Genomic DNA, 15,967 nt, shown 5'->3' with positions numbered 1-15,967 from the left:
AGTTGAGTAATTTACCGGTCATTTTTTTAATGGGCCCAACCGCTGCAGGCAAAACTGCATTAGCAATCGCCTTATGCCAACATTTAAAAACTGAAATAATCAGCGTCGATTCAGCCTTAGTGTATAAAGATATGAACATAGGTACGGCAAAACCTGATCAACATGAGTTAGCGCTTGCGCCACATCATTTAATTGATCTAATCGACCCTAGTGAAAGTTACTCAGTAGCTGATTTTCGTCGTGATGCAATTGAAAAGATTGACCAATTTCACCAACAAGGTAAAGTGCCTGTATTAGTTGGTGGTACAATGATGTACTTTAAAGCATTAATTGATGGATTATCGCCATTACCTGAAGCATGCCCAGTGGTACGAGCAGAGCTTGAGCAACAAGCTAAGCAACATGGCTGGCCGGCACTTTATAAAGAGCTTGAGATAATTGATCCGCAAGCGGCACAAAAAATGAGCGAGAATGACTCGCAACGCATTAACCGCGCCCTTGAAGTTTACCGATTAACGGGTAAAACAATGACTGAATTACAAAAAAGTAAGCAGCCGAGTTTACCGTATACTTTTCATCAATTTGCTATTGCGCCTGATGATCGCGCCGATTTACACCAGCGAATTGAACAAAGGTTTAAAATAATGCTTGAGCAGGGGTTTGAAAATGAAGTTTCATCCCTATATCAACGTAAGGATTTACACCCTAACTTACCTTCCATTCGTTGCGTGGGTTATAGACAAATGTGGGATTACATTGCTGGCGAGATTGATTACGATGAAATGGTCTTTCGCGGTATTGCAGCAACACGACAGCTTGCTAAGCGTCAATTGACGTGGTTAAGAGGTTGGCCCGATGTAACGTGGTTAACAACGGGTGATGAAGAAAACTTGCAACGTGTTGTAAGTTCGCTAAGCTAGTAGTAGTTGAAATTTTTTAGCTTTGTTAAATGAGTTCAGCCACTTAATTATAATAACACCTAGAACGAAGGAAAATAACATGGCAAAAGGCCAATCGTTACAAGACCCATTTTTGAATGCGCTACGTCGTGAGCGTATTCCAGTATCAATCTTTTTGGTTAATGGCATCAAACTACAAGGTAAGATCCAGTCATTTGATCAATTTGTTATTTTACTAGAAAACACCGTGAATCAAATGGTGTATAAACATGCGATTTCTACCGTAGTTCCTGCTCGTGCTGTTAACTTCCAAGGTATTCAAGGAAGCGAAGACGGTGAAGAGCCTGAAGCTGGAAATTTTTAAATTAGGAGCATAATGTTTGTTTGACCGTTATGAAGCCGGCGAACAGGCAGTCTTAGTTCATATCGACTTTCCAAAAGAAGGGGATCGTGAAGATCTTCATGAATTGGAAATGTTGGTATCTTCTGCTGGTGTTAGCAGTTTGGCGGTTGTGCAAGGCAGCCGTCAAGCACCACATCCGAAACTATTCGTCGGTACCGGAAAGGCTGAAGAAATCGCTGAGATTGTCAAAATCCACAACGCAGATGTCGTCATTTTTAATCATCAACTCAGACCGTCACAGGAACGCAATTTAGAACGCGTTTGCCAATGTCGTGTGCTTGATAGAACGACGCTTATTCTTGATATTTTTGCGCAACGTGCACGTACCCATGAAGGTAAGTTGCAGGTTGAGCTAGCACAATTGCGTCATATGTCGACGCGTTTGATCCGAGGCTGGACGCATCTTGAACGCCAAAAAGGCGGGATCGGTTTGCGCGGGCCTGGTGAAACTCAGCTAGAAACAGATCGACGTTTATTGCGAGTTCGTATTCAAAGTATTCGCGCGCGTTTAGAGAAAGTGGCAGTGCAGCGTGAGCAAGGTAGACGTGCTCGTAACCGCAATGAAATTCCTACGGTGTCGTTGGTAGGGTATACCAATGCGGGTAAGTCGACGCTATTTAATCGCATTACTAACTCTAATGTGTATGCTGCTGATCAACTGTTCGCGACGCTTGATCCAACTTTACGCAAACTAGAAATAGAAGATGTTGGTTCGATAATTTTAGCCGATACCGTTGGCTTTATTCGTCATTTACCCCATGACTTAGTTGCCGCATTTAAAGCGACGCTAACCGAAACTCGTGAAGCTGATTTACAACTTCATGTGGTCGATGTTGCGGATCATCGTCGTAAAGAGAATATTGAACAGGTACAATCGGTTCTTAAAGAAATAGAAGCTGATGAAGTGCCGCAATTGTTGGTTTACAACAAAATTGATGCGCTTGAAGATATTGAACCACGTATTGACCGTGACGATGAAGGCATGCCTATTAGAGTATGGTTGTCGGCACACAGTGGCGCAGGGTGTGAACTATTGTCTGAAGCTATCAGCGAGCTGTTAGCAAAGAAAATGTTTGTTCATACGCTTAAATTAGCTCCGCAATATGGTCGTTTACGTGCTGCGTTGTTCAATTTAAATGCCGTGCATCAAGAAGACTTTGATGAACAGGGTCATTGGTTACTTGCTACTCGACTGCCTATGGTAGAATGGAATCGTTTAAGAAAAGAGTTTGGTCCTGAAATCGACGCTTTTATTTCGTAATTCGAAAAAACTACTGCACAATGTCATTTTTAGTATGAGAACTGCGGTATTTTTGTTAGATTTAACGTAATTACCTAAATTATTTAGATAACAATGGAGTATAGCTATGGCCTGGAATGAACCGGGTAATAATGGCAATGACAAAGATCCGTGGAACAAAAAAGGCGGACGTGATCAAGGCCCACCTGACTTAGACGAGGTGTTTCGTAAATTCAGCAGCAAGTTTGGTGGCTTATTTGGCGGTAATAAATCCGGCAATGGCGGCGGCGGACTTGGTGGAGCTGGTCTTTCATTTGTATTGATCATTGCTGCAATTGTATGGGCATTGAGCGGTATTTATACCGTGAAAGAAGCAGAGCGCGGCATCGTTTTACATTTTGGTCAATTTGACCGCATTGCAGATCCAGGTCTGCGTTGGAAAATGACGTTTATTGAAACGGTAATTCCGGTAGATATTGAAGCCGTTCGCTCATTATCGACGTCTGGTTTTATGCTCACTGAAGATGAAAACGTGGTAAGCGTTGAGTTTCAGGTGCAATACCGTGTAATTGACCCTTTCCTATACAAATTTAGTGTAACTAATGCTGATTCTAGCTTAGAAGAAGCGCTAGAGAGTGCACTGCGTTATGTTGTTGGTCATTCAAAAATGGACCAAGTATTAACAAATGGCCGTGAGGTTGTGCGTCAAAATACCTGGGATGAACTGAATAAAATCATCGAACCGTATAACTTAGGCTTGATCGTAACTGACGTTAACTTTAAAGACTCACGCCCACCGGCTGAAGTTAAAGACGCGTTTGATGATGCCATTGCCGCACAAGAAGATGAACAACGTTTTATTCGTGAAGCTGAAGCATACGCGCGTGAAATTGAGCCACGTGCTCGTGGTCAAGTTACCCGTATGACGCAAGAAGCTGAAGGTTACGGCGAGCGCATTATTTTAGAAGCACAAGGTGAAGTCGCGCGTTTTGAAAAGCTATTACCTGAATATCAGGCTGCTAAGCGTGTAACCCGTGAGCGTTTATATATTGATGCCATGGAAGAAGTGCTAGGTAACAGTTCAAAAGTGTTAGTTGATGTTAAGGGCGGCAATAATATGATGTATTTACCGCTTGATAAAATCATGGATAAGCAAGGGAACGCAACCCGTGTTGCATTACCTAGCTCAAGTGATATTAACGACTTACGCAATAAAGTTAATACATCGCGCAATAGCACTGTGAACTCAAGTTCAGACCGCTTTGGTGCTGATCGCTTTAACGACGGGAGATAAGCGCAATGAAAAACTTTAGTTTAGTTATATTACTAGCGGCCGTTGTGTTGTCTTTTTCGTCAGTGTTCGTAGTACCTGAAGGGCAAAAAGCAATTGTTATGCTATTCAGCAAAGTGCAAAAAGACAGTGATGATAAAGCAATTGTTTATGGTCCTGGCTTACAATTCAAAGTACCTTTCTTTAGTCAAGTACGTCGTATTGATGCGCGTATTCAGACATTAGATGGTGCACCGGATCGTTTTGTTACTAGTGAGAAAAAAGACTTAATAGTTGATTCGTTTGTAAAATGGCGTGTTAGTGATTTTAGTGCTTTTTACTTACGTGCCCGTGGTGATAAGCAATACGCTGAAGCACTACTTAAGCAAAAAGTAAATAATGGTCTACGTACTAACTTTGGTTCACGTACTATCCGTGAGATTGTTTCCGGTGAACGTAGCGAGTTAATGGAAGAAGCATTAGTTCAAGCTTCTGAAAGTGCTCAAGAGCTAGGTATTGAAGTACTTGATGTACGTGTTAAGCAAATCAATTTACCGTCAGAAGTGAGTAATTCGATTTACCAACGTATGCGTGCAGAGCGTACTGCTGTTGCTAAAGAGCATCGCTCTGAAGGTCAAGAAAAAGCCGAAACGATTCGTGCTGACATTGACCGTCGTGTCACAGTAATGCTGGCTGATGCTGAGCGTAATGCCCGTACCGTTCGCGGTGAAGGTGATGCAAAAGCTGCGGCTATTTATGCCAATGCGTACAATAAAGATGCTGAATTCTTTGGTTTTGTACGTTCATTAGAGGCCTATAAAAAGACCTTTAAAGATAAGCAAGACGTAATGGTATTATCACCAGACAGTGACTTCTTTAGATATATGAAAGGTGCTGCAGCGCAGTAATCTTTTTCTAAATCTAGCACAAATCCAAACCCTGTGTATGCAGGGTTTTTCTTTTAGTAAGATGAATTTTTATGAGTAACTTAATGTTATTCAACCAGTTAATTTTTATTGCAAAGGTCGTTGTACGACTGCGCAGAAAAAATAACCTAAACGGGGGTGATCTTTCCCCTCATTATCTGGTAAAATCTCGTCCTAATTTTTTCTAAGTGAATTTACAATGGGTAAAAACGTTGTTGTATTAGGCACCCAATGGGGTGACGAAGGTAAGGGTAAGGTAGTTGACCTCCTTACAGACAAAGCATCTTTAGTAGTTCGTTACCAAGGTGGCCATAACGCTGGTCATACACTGGTAATCGAAGGTGAAAAGACAGTTTTACACCTTATTCCATCGGGTGTATTACGTGACAATGTTAAGTGTGTGATTGGTAATGGTGTTGTTGTTTCACCAGAAGCGCTAATGAAAGAGATTGGCATGCTTGAAGAACGTGGCGTACCAGTACGTGAACGTTTATTGATCAGTGAAGCATGTCCGCTTATTTTGCCTTTCCACATCGCATTAGATGTAGCTCGTGAAAAAGCACGTGGTAATAAAGCGATTGGTACAACAGGTCGCGGCATAGGTCCTGCTTATGAAGATAAAGTAGCCCGTCGTGGTTTGCGTATCGGTGACTTATTCAACCCTGAATTATTCGCTGCGAAGCTTAAAGAAGTATTGGAATACCATAACTTCACTTTAGTAAATTATTACAAAGTAGATGCGGTAGATTTCCAACAGACGTTTGATGATGCAATGGCTGTTGCAGATATCCTTAAAGCAATGGTTGTTGACGTAACTGAGTTACTTGATCAAACGCGTCTAGCGGGCGACAACATCTTGTTTGAAGGCGCGCAAGGTACATTACTTGATATCGATCACGGTACTTACCCATATGTAACGTCTTCAAATACCACTGCCGGTGGCGTTGCTACAGGTGCTGGTTTTGGTCCGTTAAATCTTGATTATGTACTAGGTATTATCAAAGCTTACACCACGCGTGTTGGTTCTGGTCCTTTTCCTACCGAGCTTTACGACGGTTTAGAAAAACAAGACCCAGTTGGTAAGCACTTAGGTACCGTAGGTCATGAGTTTGGTGCAACGACTGGTCGCTTACGTCGTACTGGTTGGTTAGATGCTGTGGCTATGCGCCGTGCAGTACAAATTAACTCTATCTCAGGTTTTTGTTTAACTAAACTAGACGTGTTAGATGGTCTAGAAACACTAAAAATCTGTACTGGTTATCAGTTAGAAGATGGCACTATCACTAATGTGACGCCACTTGCTGCTGAAGGTTATGATAAAGTAACGCCAGTTTATGAAGAGATGCCTGGTTGGACTGAAAATACAGTGGGTGCTACTACTGTTGAGCAGCTACCAAAAGCGGCACTTGATTACATCAAACGCATTGAAGAAATCACCGGTGTACCTGTTGATATTATTTCTACAGGTCCTGACCGTGTAGAAACTATGGTATTACGCAGTCCGTTTGCATAATTACTAATGGTACTAAAAAAGCTGCCTTGTGCAGCTTTTTTTGTGTCTGGGGATAGTGTTTATAATAAATAAGCTATTTATAAATTTCATTATGGAACGATCTTTGTATAAACTTTAGCAAGATGGTTTTTAATTTAAAGTGACCTAAATGCGTTTGTTAACTTGTTTATCATTAGTGCCGTTATCGTTTTTACTGGCAAGCCACGCCAAGTCTGAAGAGACCATAGCTGCCGTGCCACTATATACAGAAACTGAGCTGCTCGCTTTGATCAATAGTAATACACACCTTGCACGAGTAAAAGCAGATGACTGTCAGTTAGTACAAGATATCGAAGCACGAGCCAATAAAATGGCACTGCCTTCTTATCAATTTTTATATGGCGATATGCTGGCGTATGCGGTGTGTGTTGATCGTAATGTAGAGCTTGGTGTGTATTATATGCGTCAAGCAGCGCAGCAAGGCTTAGCGGCGGCATTAGAGCAACTCGGGCGATACTATGACACGGGTCGATTGGTGCAAAAGGATAAAGCGCTTGCTGTGACTTACCTACGTGAAGCTTCATCACAAGGTAATTTAAAAGCACAATTGCGGTTAGTTAATTTATTTAATCAAGGCTATGGCAGTCCACGTGATTACGAAGACGCATATCGTTGGTTATTTCATAGTATGGTTGCAGATAAAGCAACCCATAAAAAGATTGAACGCTCGCTAGCCCAATTGGCGCAAAAAATGCCCGATAGTGTTGTCGCGCGAGCACGCTTGCCATTGTAGGTTTGAGTAGATTAGTTAGCGAGTTAGAAAACTAGCAAGTTGAAAGTAAAAGGGCTAGGTGTGATACCTAGCCCTTTTCGTTTTACTCTTTTATTTCTTTCGGTTCTTTGTTTTTGCCATTATTAGGATCTTTCAATACCGACATTTTTGGTGGCAGCATCGCGACGACACGTTCACCTTCTTGCGGCGGTTTTTCCATATTAATAGTAAACGGACGCAGTTTGATAGGGCTATCATCATCACTGTCTTTGTCACCATTGAGGATGAATAACGGAATTGCATCGCTGTTCATCTCTTGGTATTTGCCCCAGTTAAACTCTTCAGAAATTCGCGTTACACTGACCTTACCGCCTTTGGCAATTAAGCTACTTAAACGTGCATAAGAGCCGCTGTCACCAAACAAAATTTGCCGAGATAGAAACGTCGCGCTGTCTTTGTTTGCTTTGGCGTGAGAGGTAGAAGAACGCAATGAAAAGACGTTCTTTTCATTCAATAAATGTGAAAAATACTGCACGCCTAGCGCGTTATGATGGCGGTTTGGCGAAAGCGCCATTACGCTGCGTAGAGTTGTCAGGGGTAAGTAACGTTCAGCATGTTCTGATTGCGGGTTACCATAATAACAAGGCAGCCCATCCATACGTGCCATGCGGCAGTTTTCCCAAGCTGGATCTGATAAGTGTACTTGAATATTTTGCTCTTTTAGCCCACAAGCAATGGCACGAGCGACATGGTTTGCACCAATGATCAAAATAGTATTAGGTGAAGGCTGACGAACACCTAATAGCTTCGCAATCGGAATCGCAGTTAAGCTTTGCAGAACTACTGTGATAATAATAACGGTAAAAATCAGTGGCACCATTTTCTCGGCGTCAGCAACACCAGCTTCCATCATACTAATAGCAAAAACAGAGCCTACCGCTGCTGCGACAATACCGCGCGGAGCAATCCACGCGAGTACTAAGCGAGATTTAATTGGTAGCTCAGTGCCGAAAGTGGAGATCGCAATACACAATGGGCGAGCGATAAATAATACGATAGCCAAAAAGATAAACACATCGGCATCAAGCATCATTAAATCAGCTAATTCTAAACGCGCAGCAAGCAAAATGAATAAGGTTGAAATTAAGATCATAGACAGATCTTCTTTAAACTCTAAAACAGAATCAATTTCTAAATCGTCTTGGTTCGCTAACCAAATACCAAATACAGTAACCGCTAATAGACCTGACTCATGGCTCAAATGATTTGAGACTGTAAAGCTAATAAGTACCAGAGCTAAGATGCCGAATTTATGTAATTCAAATGGTAGCCATTCGCGGCGGATCAGTAACGTTGTAAGCCAACCTGCGACCACGCCAATAGATAAACCGACTCCTAAGGTTTTAAACAAGGCGATTACGGTATGGATAAACACTTCACCTTGACCAACTAGCATTACCGCTTCAAATACTAAAACCGCAAATAAAGCACCAATTGGGTCAATAACAATGCCCTCCCAGCGTAGTATGCGATCAATGTCTTGGGTTGGCCGCATTGAGTTTAATAGCGGTGCAATAACTGTTGGGCCAGTAACAACCAATACCGCACCGAGCACCGCTGCTACACGCCAGTTGAGTTCTAAAATCCAATAGGCACTGAGACTTATCACTATACAAGTCGTAATCATGCCAATAGAGCACAAGTTACGGACTACCTTGCCAATACCTTTGAGTTCTCGAAAGTGTAGAGTTAAAGAACCTTCAAATAAGATCACCGCAACACTGAGCGAGACCACAGGGAAGAGTAAATCACCAAGCAGTGCATCTGGATCAAGTAAACCCGTAGCAGGGCCAAGTAACAGGCCGGTAAGTAACAAAAATAAAATAGCTGGGACACGAAAACCCCATGCTATCCATTGGGCGAGAACCGAACATAGAGCGATCCCTGCGATATAAATAGCTGACATAGATGAAGTATTCCTTATTTATTACAACAGTTAGGAGTAAACCTTTCGATACTTATAATACAGGGGTATACACGTGTATGTTAATTTTTCCTAATAGAATTTTAGCTGTTTACGAACTTATTTGTAGAAGAAATGATAATTTATTGGTTTTGAAATATTTGAAACAAATTAAACTCTGTTTAACTAACTGAATCTTATAGACTTTAAAATTTATTAGCTGCAATAGTAAGCCGAGTGAATAAAATATAGTCTTGATCTTTAGGCTAAAAGTAGCGTAATATAGTTAGTGTTCAAACAATTAGTCATCTAATTAGTTACTTGTTAGGTCTAAGCGAATACATATAGTTATTTTTAAGTTGCTTTAAATTACAACAACTTAGATTGAGGTCACTATATTTATATGCTTAAAAATCAATTTGTTAATTGTTTTGAATGCAGTTTGTACAATTTTACTCATTTTTAGTAATTAGTTAATTTGAACATAAATTACATTTTATTGTGATTCATATTGTTTGAGTTGAACTGTTACTTACTCAATATTTGACACCCATCGTGGTGAGCAAATCTCGGTCCTTGAGTCATCACCCTATCTGTTGGTGTACCAGACTTTAGAGGCTCTATGTATGTTGTTAATAAAAAAGCTTCACACAGCTTTTTACAGCGATGCATAAACAACACTTTTTATTTACTTTATAACTGTTCAGTCTTAATGATTGAGCCAAAGTTATGCTATATCTAACGCACTTTGTTAATTAACTAAGTGAGCGTTTCCGGCTGAGTATTAAAAAGTGATGGCTAAAGAAAGTGAGCAAAAGCAAGTGCAAATTGTTAACTCGTAACCTAGGTAAACACTAGGTGGTTGTTTTCAGATTTATCCAAACTAGGGTAAGTCACAGTTAAAATGGAAAGTTGAACATTTATGCAAAAGTTAAATTGGCGACGTATCGTATTAAAAGTAGGTAGCGCATTGATTGCACCTGATCAAGATGGTTGTCGCTCACGCTATTTATTAACCATCGCTCAGTTTATTGTTCGTTGTCGTAGTCAAGGAATTGAAGTTATTTTAGTTTCGTCAGGCTCAGTTGCCGCTGGCGCGCATTTATTTCCGAAGACACAAGAGCGCACTGTGGCAATGAAAAAAGCCATGGCAGCAGCAGGGCAAACCGAAATGATGGCTATGTGGGACCGCTTTTTTGATTTCCCATCGGCGCAGATTTTATTAACTCATGGTGACTTACGTGACCGTGAGCGTTATGAGAGTATTAGAGAAACTGTTTTCACTTTGTTGGATCATGGTGTGCTGCCAATCATGAATGAAAATGATACGGTGACAACTGATGATTTAAAAGTCGGTGATAATGATAACTTATCGGCAATGGTCGCTGCGGCAGCAGATGCTGATGCATTGATGATTTTTTCAGATGTGGATGGGCTTTATGATAAAAACCCTAATCTGCACGACGATGCAATATTACTGCCTGAAATTAAATCAATTGATGAATCAATCTATGCTATGGCAGGATCTGCTACCAGTGCGGTTGGTACAGGTGGTATGAAAACTAAAATTGAAGCAGCTGAAAAAGCGACTTCACATGGTATTACTACTTATATAATTAATGGTTTTAAAGAGCAGACATTTACAAAACTGCTGGAAGGTGAGAACCCTGGTACTATTTTCTTACCGTACGAAAAACCGATGCAAGAAGCTGTTCACTGGATGACTCATACTGCAAGTGAGCAAGGTGAAGTCGTTGTCGCAGGTTCATACGATGAATCTTTAGAAGGTGAAACTGGCTGTATCCGTGGCGATGAAATTGTCGCAGTGCATGGTGAGTTTGCAATTGGCGATACCATTTTGGTACGTAGCAGCGACGGCACTCGATTAGCCAAAGCAACTGCAAATTACAGTAGTTGTTTATTGAATTTTATAGCTGATAACGAACAAAGCGAATTTAGCGACAAGATGCAAGATTCGATTGGTCCCGTTATTTCAGAGAAAGATATCGCATTATTGGAGAAGTCATGAGTTTAATTACAGATATTTCACGTCAGGCAGCAAAAGCGGCACATCAGTTAGCCTTACTCGATACCGAGACTAAAAATCAGGTGCTACTGGATATGGCTGCAGCATTACGCCAACAAAAAGCATTTATTATTAAAGAGAACGAAAGTGATTTAGCCGCAGCCCGCGATAACAATCTAGCAGCCGCTATGATTGACCGTTTAACGCTTAATGACGAACGTATTGAAGCGATGGCTGAAGGCATTGAAGTGATTGTAAGCCTTGATGATCCGGTGGGTCAATTACGCGATATTACTGAACGTCCTAACGGGATTAAAATTCGTAAAATGCGCGTACCACTTGGTGTGGTATGTATGATTTATGAAGCGCGTCCAAATGTAACCGCTGATGCTGGAGCGTTATGCTTCAAATCAGGTAATGGGGTTATTTTACGTGGTGGTAAAGAGGCGCTTAAAAGCTCGCAAGCAATTGCTAGTGTTATGCATCAAGTATTAGAGCAGCATAATTTACCGGCAGCGTTAATCTCCGTTATTCCAGATCCAGACCGCGGATTATTAATGGAATTGATGCAGCAACGTGACAGCATTGACTTAATTATTCCACGCGGCGGCGAAGGGCTAATTAACTTTGTAACAGATAACAGTACAATTCCTGTGATCCAGCATTTTAAAGGTGTGTGTCATTTATACGTAGATAAAGACGCTGACTTAGAAGTGGCGATTAACTTGCTACTGAACGGTAAAACTCAGCGTACTGGCGTATGTAATGCATTAGAAGGACTTGTCGTTCATCAGGATGTTGCAGATGAGTTTTTAAATTTATGTGCTGTTGTATTACGCCAAGAAGGTGTAAAAATAAATGCAGATAGCCAAGCCGCACAATATTTTGATGATGCAACAGTGCTTGCGCCAGAGGAATTTGGCGAAGAATATTTAGATTTAGAAATCGCGATTCGTGTAGTACCAGATTTGGCTGGTGCAATTGAGCATATTGCGCAATTTGGTTCACACCATACGGAAGTTATTTGCACTAAAAACCAAGCCGCGGCTGAATTGTTCCAGCGCAGTGTTGATGCCTCAGTAGTGATGGTTAATACCTCATCACGCTTCTCTGATGGCTCACAGTTAGGTTTAGGTGCAGAGATTGGTATCGCAACGTCAAAACTACACGCTTACGGCCCAATGGGCTTAGAATCATTAACGACGGAGAAATACCTCGTCAATGGTGTAGGTCAAATTCGCGAATAATTGGTAGTCGAATAACCAAATTAAAATGCCGAGTTTATGCTCGGCATTTTTGATCGTAAATACCATGCAGCGCACAACTGATAGCTAAAAAATAACTAACATAAAATAAACAGCTTTTTGATTAAAATGAGAAAGATTTAAAAATTGAATTTGGCATGAGAGCCATAGTGATAAAAATTGAAGAGTAGGAAAGTGGTGGAGCTAAGCAGGATCGAACTGCTGACCTCCTGCGTGCAAGGCAGGCGCTCTCCCAGCTGAGCTATAGCCCCACATTCCTAAAGTTACGAATTTCGTAACCTACTTGAGGTTCCGTTTCAAGCGGGACGAACTTTAATGAGATTTCTAAATTTGGTCAAGTATTATTTATATATTTTTTGAATTTTTACGCAAACAATGAATTTTTGGTAGACTAACGGTCACTGGATAACAGGAATGATACTAATAATGAAAAAATACGCGTTGATGTTACTCGTTTTACTCTGTGGTTGTGCTAGCCAAAGTGATGAGCCGCCTTTTGAAATTAATAATAAACAGTTACACACTAAATTAGATGAGCAAGGTAATAAGATTTTTGCTTATGTGGTATCGGTTAAAGCCAATAGTCGCGCAAATTTAAACTTAGATCGACCACTGACACGCCAGCAATTTAAAAACTTTGCAGAGCAAGAATATTTTGAAGAATCAAATAGCTTAAAATTAGAATTAGAAGATCAAGCCGTGCACTTATTAAAACAAGAGTTGCATGACAAAAAGTATTGTCGCAACGATAAATATGAGATAAATGAAGTATTGTGGCGAGATTTAAGTGTACGCTTGATGGGGCGTTGTTTATAAATGTTAGCGGATAAAAGTAAATTAGCGGCGCTGTTAGCGCATTTAAATATCAATTATGACGTTATCGAACACCCTGCATTACATAGTAGTCTTGCTGCAGATGAATTAATGGTGGAACGGCCCGGAACGCGATTAAAAAACTTATTTTTGCGTGATAACGAAGGTAAAAAGCATTTTTTGGTGATCACCGCACATGACAAGCAGTTAGACTTAAAATCACTGGCTAAATATCAAGGCTTGTCACGCTTAGGGTTTGCCTCCGATGAGCGCTTAGCACGCTTTTTAAAAGTCGCACCTGGATGTGTATCTATGCTTGCTCTGATGAATGATAAGCAAAATGATGTCACTTTATGGCTTGACCAAGACATATGGTTTGGTGATCTATTTCATTGTCATCCATTTGAGAACACCCAAACATGGTTATTAAAAAAAGCCGATTTAGACGCTTTTTTTGCCACCACAGGGCATCAGCCTAAAGTGGTTTTTTTACCCGCTAGATAAGCCGAACTTACTAAAATTAATCCGCATATACAGACTAATAATAACGAGGCCATAAATGCGATATGGCCAAGTTGTTGATATACCAAGCCTGGTACAAAAGAGCCTAAAGCCCCGCCACTATAATAAAACGACACATAAGCACCATTAGTGACACTCGGTGGTGCACTGCTTATTTTATTAACCAGCGGCGCTGCGGTTGAATGAATAATAAACATCGCGCCGCAAAAACCAGTGAATGCCAGTAAAAAAATCACTAATTGTGAGCTCATCAAAAATACTAGTGTAGTGCTGTAAAAAGCAAATATAGCAGACAATAAATGCCACGGTGAAATACTCTTTTTTAATAACCAAGGAGTCGCAATAGAGGCGAGGGCGCCAATCAAGTAACCGCTATAAACTAAGCCAATATCACGGGTATTAGTAATTAAAAAAGTGTCTTGTAAAATGAACGGTAAATAATTTAATAACGCAGCAAAGCAAAAAAACATACAAAACACCGCACCATATAATTTTAATACCGCAGCATTCGCGAGCTGTTTTAAATAATTTAATGGGGAAAGAGTGCTGTTAACAATGGCTGTTTGATTACGTGGAATACTCAGTGCAAAGCTAATTAAACCTGCGGCAATAACAAAATAGAAGCTTTGCCAAGTCCATAAATCAGCAAAAATAGCCGCTAACACTCGGCCAAAGTAACCCCCAGCAATTGTACTGCCAATATAGAAGGTCATATTCTTTTGCAAACTATCAGCTTGATAAGTGCTGCCTATGTAAGTGGTCATTGCGGTGAGTGCGGCAGGCAAGGTTAAACCTTGTAAAAATCGTAGTAACAGTAATAACTCAAAACTGGGGGCATAGGCAAAAGCAACACAGGTAACAGCTAGTACTAGCATCGCGTAGCGAAGAATTGTTAAAGGGTTACGTTTAGCTAGTAATAAGCCGTATACCAAAGGAGCAATCGCCAAAGGGAGCATAGTTGCCGTCATCAAGCTACCTGCGGTTGCAGGACTAACTGAAAATTGCTCTGCAAATAAGCTTAATAATGGCTGCGGTGCATAGAGCACGAAAAAGATAAACAGCGAGCAAACTAATAAATGACCGAAACGCATTTTATTGGCCCTACTACAAAAACCACAGCTTAACCTGATTGATATTAAATTCAACCTCAACGCGTTCTTTAAGTGGTTACTTTTATTCTAGAAATAAGTATTTATTGCGCTAAATCAGGTTTTCAATCACAACACTTTGCTAGATTAATGGCCACAGCACTATGATTTGTTTTAATTGGTGATTAAAATAAAGCTAATATCAGTTTTTAATGGAACAAAGCTATGGGTTCATTACAAGACCAATTGCTACAAGCAGGATTAACCACATCACATAAAGCTAAAGTTGCTAAAAGTGAAAAGCGTAAGCAACAAAAAAAGCCAAAAAAAGGGGCAACTAGTAACCCTAGTGATCTGCAAAAGCATATTCAGCAAACAAAGTTAGAACAGCAGAAAAAAGCAGAAGAATTAAATCAAGCTCGCCAAGGTGAGTTAAAGCAACGTGAGCAAGTTGCCCGCGTAAAGCAGATATTAGAACATCATAATCAAGATTCGATTCGTGGTGAGCGGACTTTCAATTTTACTTACGAAAATAAAGTCAAAGAGCTCGACGTAAATGAACAAACGCAAAAAGCCTTGTCAGGTGGCCGACTGGCAATTTGTGTATTGGAAGGGCAGTTTTTTGTACTTGAAGATGAGCCAGCCCGTAAAGTGGCAGAAGTTGATGAAAAGTACATCGTGTTTCATGTAGAGCCTGAAGACAAAGGCAAAGATGCTGATGACCCATACGCTGATTTTGAAGTACCAGATGATTTAGTATGGTAGCCTAAGAGATGACTTGAGCAGCGTGTTTGGTGATCTTCTTGGTGTATAAATTACGTACATATGTGATGTACAAAGATCCGTTATTATGGTCTACAATTAAGCTAATAATTTTTATAAACCGTCAAAAAGAAGAGAAAATACAATGAACAAGATAACAAAATTACTCTTAGGTGCAAGCCTCTCTATGGTTGCTAGTATGTCATTTAACAGCATGGCTGCCGATGGTGCTGCGCTTTATACAGCAAAAATGTGCCAAACATGTCATGGCCCTGAAGGTAAGGCACCGATCATGGCAATGTATCCTAAACTAAATGGTCAGAATAAAGAGTATTTAGTAGCGCAAATGAAAGACATTAAATCAGGTGCGCGTAACAATGGCATGACTGCAGCGATGAAAGCGATGGTTGCGACTGTTACTGAAGAAGAAATGGTCGCTATTGCCGATTACTTAGCAAACGTAAAATAATTTTTGCTGAGTGTGAGTTATCACTGGGCTCACCGAAAACAGCCACACCAATTTGGT

Annotated in this window: 15 protein-coding genes and 1 tRNA gene; 13 read left to right on the top strand and 3 right to left on the bottom strand. The window is 40.6% G+C overall.

Annotation, left to right across the window (positions count from 1 at the left end; genetic code table 11):
- The first annotated feature begins 2 nt into the window (after window positions 1-2).
- The 7 genes from miaA to PVK79_RS22690 all read left to right on the top strand — a co-directional run bounded on the left by miaA (window position 3) and on the right by PVK79_RS22690 (window position 7,023).
- The gene (gene miaA, locus PVK79_RS22720; RefSeq protein ID WP_149980497.1) at window positions 3-920 is read left to right on the top strand and encodes a tRNA (adenosine(37)-N6)-dimethylallyltransferase MiaA; all 918 of its coding nucleotides are present in this window, start codon (window positions 3-5) and stop codon (window positions 918-920) included.
- Window positions 921-999: 79 nt separating this feature from the next.
- Entirely contained in the window at window positions 1,000-1,263 is a 264-nt protein-coding gene (gene hfq / locus PVK79_RS22715) for an RNA chaperone Hfq (protein ID WP_064668197.1), read from the top strand.
- Between the two features lie 16 nt (window positions 1,264-1,279).
- Window positions 1,280-2,563, top strand: a complete 1,284-nt coding sequence (hflX, locus tag PVK79_RS22710; RefSeq protein ID WP_149980498.1) for a ribosome rescue GTPase HflX — start codon at window positions 1,280-1,282, stop codon at window positions 2,561-2,563.
- A gap of 106 nt (window positions 2,564-2,669) precedes the next feature.
- Complete coding sequence (gene hflK, locus PVK79_RS22705; RefSeq protein WP_145238104.1) at window positions 2,670-3,836, top strand: FtsH protease activity modulator HflK; 1,167 nt, start codon at window positions 2,670-2,672, stop codon at window positions 3,834-3,836.
- 5 nt (window positions 3,837-3,841) lie between these two features.
- A complete protein-coding gene (gene hflC / locus PVK79_RS22700; protein ID WP_145238107.1) occupies window positions 3,842-4,720 on the top strand; it encodes a protease modulator HflC in 879 nt (292 codons plus the stop codon).
- A 217-nt stretch (window positions 4,721-4,937) separates the two neighbouring features.
- The gene (locus PVK79_RS22695) at window positions 4,938-6,251 is read left to right on the top strand and encodes an adenylosuccinate synthase (protein WP_145238109.1); all 1,314 of its coding nucleotides are present in this window, start codon (window positions 4,938-4,940) and stop codon (window positions 6,249-6,251) included.
- Between the two features lie 148 nt (window positions 6,252-6,399).
- Window positions 6,400-7,023 (top strand): tetratricopeptide repeat protein, encoded by a 624-nt coding sequence (locus PVK79_RS22690; protein ID WP_149980501.1) that lies wholly within the window; start codon window positions 6,400-6,402, stop codon window positions 7,021-7,023.
- An 82-nt stretch (window positions 7,024-7,105) separates the two neighbouring features.
- Here PVK79_RS22690 and PVK79_RS22685 read toward each other — a convergent pair whose 3' ends face one another.
- Window positions 7,106-8,968 (bottom strand): cation:proton antiporter, encoded by a 1,863-nt coding sequence (locus PVK79_RS22685; protein ID WP_145238113.1) that lies wholly within the window; start codon window positions 8,966-8,968, stop codon window positions 7,106-7,108.
- Between the two features lie 919 nt (window positions 8,969-9,887).
- Here PVK79_RS22685 and proB point away from each other — a divergent pair.
- Window positions 9,888-10,994: a glutamate 5-kinase gene (proB, locus tag PVK79_RS22680; protein WP_145238116.1), complete on the top strand. Its 1,107-nt coding sequence runs from the start codon at window positions 9,888-9,890 to the stop codon at window positions 10,992-10,994.
- Window positions 10,991-12,238: a glutamate-5-semialdehyde dehydrogenase gene (locus PVK79_RS22675; protein WP_257324900.1), complete on the top strand. Its 1,248-nt coding sequence runs from the start codon at window positions 10,991-10,993 to the stop codon at window positions 12,236-12,238. Before proB ends, PVK79_RS22675 begins: the two co-directional genes overlap by 4 nt.
- 193 nt (window positions 12,239-12,431) lie before the next feature.
- Here the strand turns inward: PVK79_RS22675 and PVK79_RS22670 are convergent.
- Window positions 12,432-12,507 (bottom strand) — tRNA-Ala (locus PVK79_RS22670).
- 175 nt (window positions 12,508-12,682) lie between these two features.
- Here PVK79_RS22670 and PVK79_RS22665 point away from each other — a divergent pair.
- Window positions 12,683-13,072 carry a hypothetical protein gene (locus PVK79_RS22665; protein ID WP_145238122.1) on the top strand — a complete coding sequence of 130 codons (390 nt, stop codon included), beginning with the start codon at window positions 12,683-12,685 and terminating at the stop codon, window positions 13,070-13,072.
- Window positions 13,073-13,573 (top strand): prolyl-tRNA synthetase associated domain-containing protein, encoded by a 501-nt coding sequence (locus tag PVK79_RS22660; RefSeq protein ID WP_145238125.1) that lies wholly within the window; start codon window positions 13,073-13,075, stop codon window positions 13,571-13,573.
- On the opposite strand, the gene PVK79_RS22655 is transcribed toward PVK79_RS22660, so the two are convergent.
- A complete protein-coding gene (locus tag PVK79_RS22655; RefSeq protein ID WP_145238127.1) occupies window positions 13,540-14,682 on the bottom strand; it encodes an MFS transporter in 1,143 nt (380 codons plus the stop codon). The two genes, PVK79_RS22660 and PVK79_RS22655, sit on opposite strands and share 34 nt — an antisense overlap.
- A 222-nt stretch (window positions 14,683-14,904) precedes the next feature.
- Between PVK79_RS22655 and PVK79_RS22650 the strand changes: the two genes are divergently transcribed.
- Both PVK79_RS22650 and PVK79_RS22645 read left to right on the top strand, forming a co-directional pair.
- Entirely contained in the window at window positions 14,905-15,444 is a 540-nt protein-coding gene (locus PVK79_RS22650; RefSeq protein WP_149980503.1) for a DUF2058 domain-containing protein, read from the top strand.
- Between the two features lie 142 nt (window positions 15,445-15,586).
- Window positions 15,587-15,910: a c-type cytochrome gene (locus PVK79_RS22645; RefSeq protein WP_257324897.1), complete on the top strand. Its 324-nt coding sequence runs from the start codon at window positions 15,587-15,589 to the stop codon at window positions 15,908-15,910.
- Window positions 15,911-15,967: the final 57 nt, after the last annotated feature.

It is taken from the genome of Pseudoalteromonas rhizosphaerae (assembly GCF_028885455.1).
GTDB lineage: Bacteria > Pseudomonadota > Gammaproteobacteria > Enterobacterales > Alteromonadaceae > Pseudoalteromonas > Pseudoalteromonas rhizosphaerae.
Note: the sequence above shows the minus strand (reverse complement) of the source record. Positions and strands in the feature narration are given on the sequence as shown.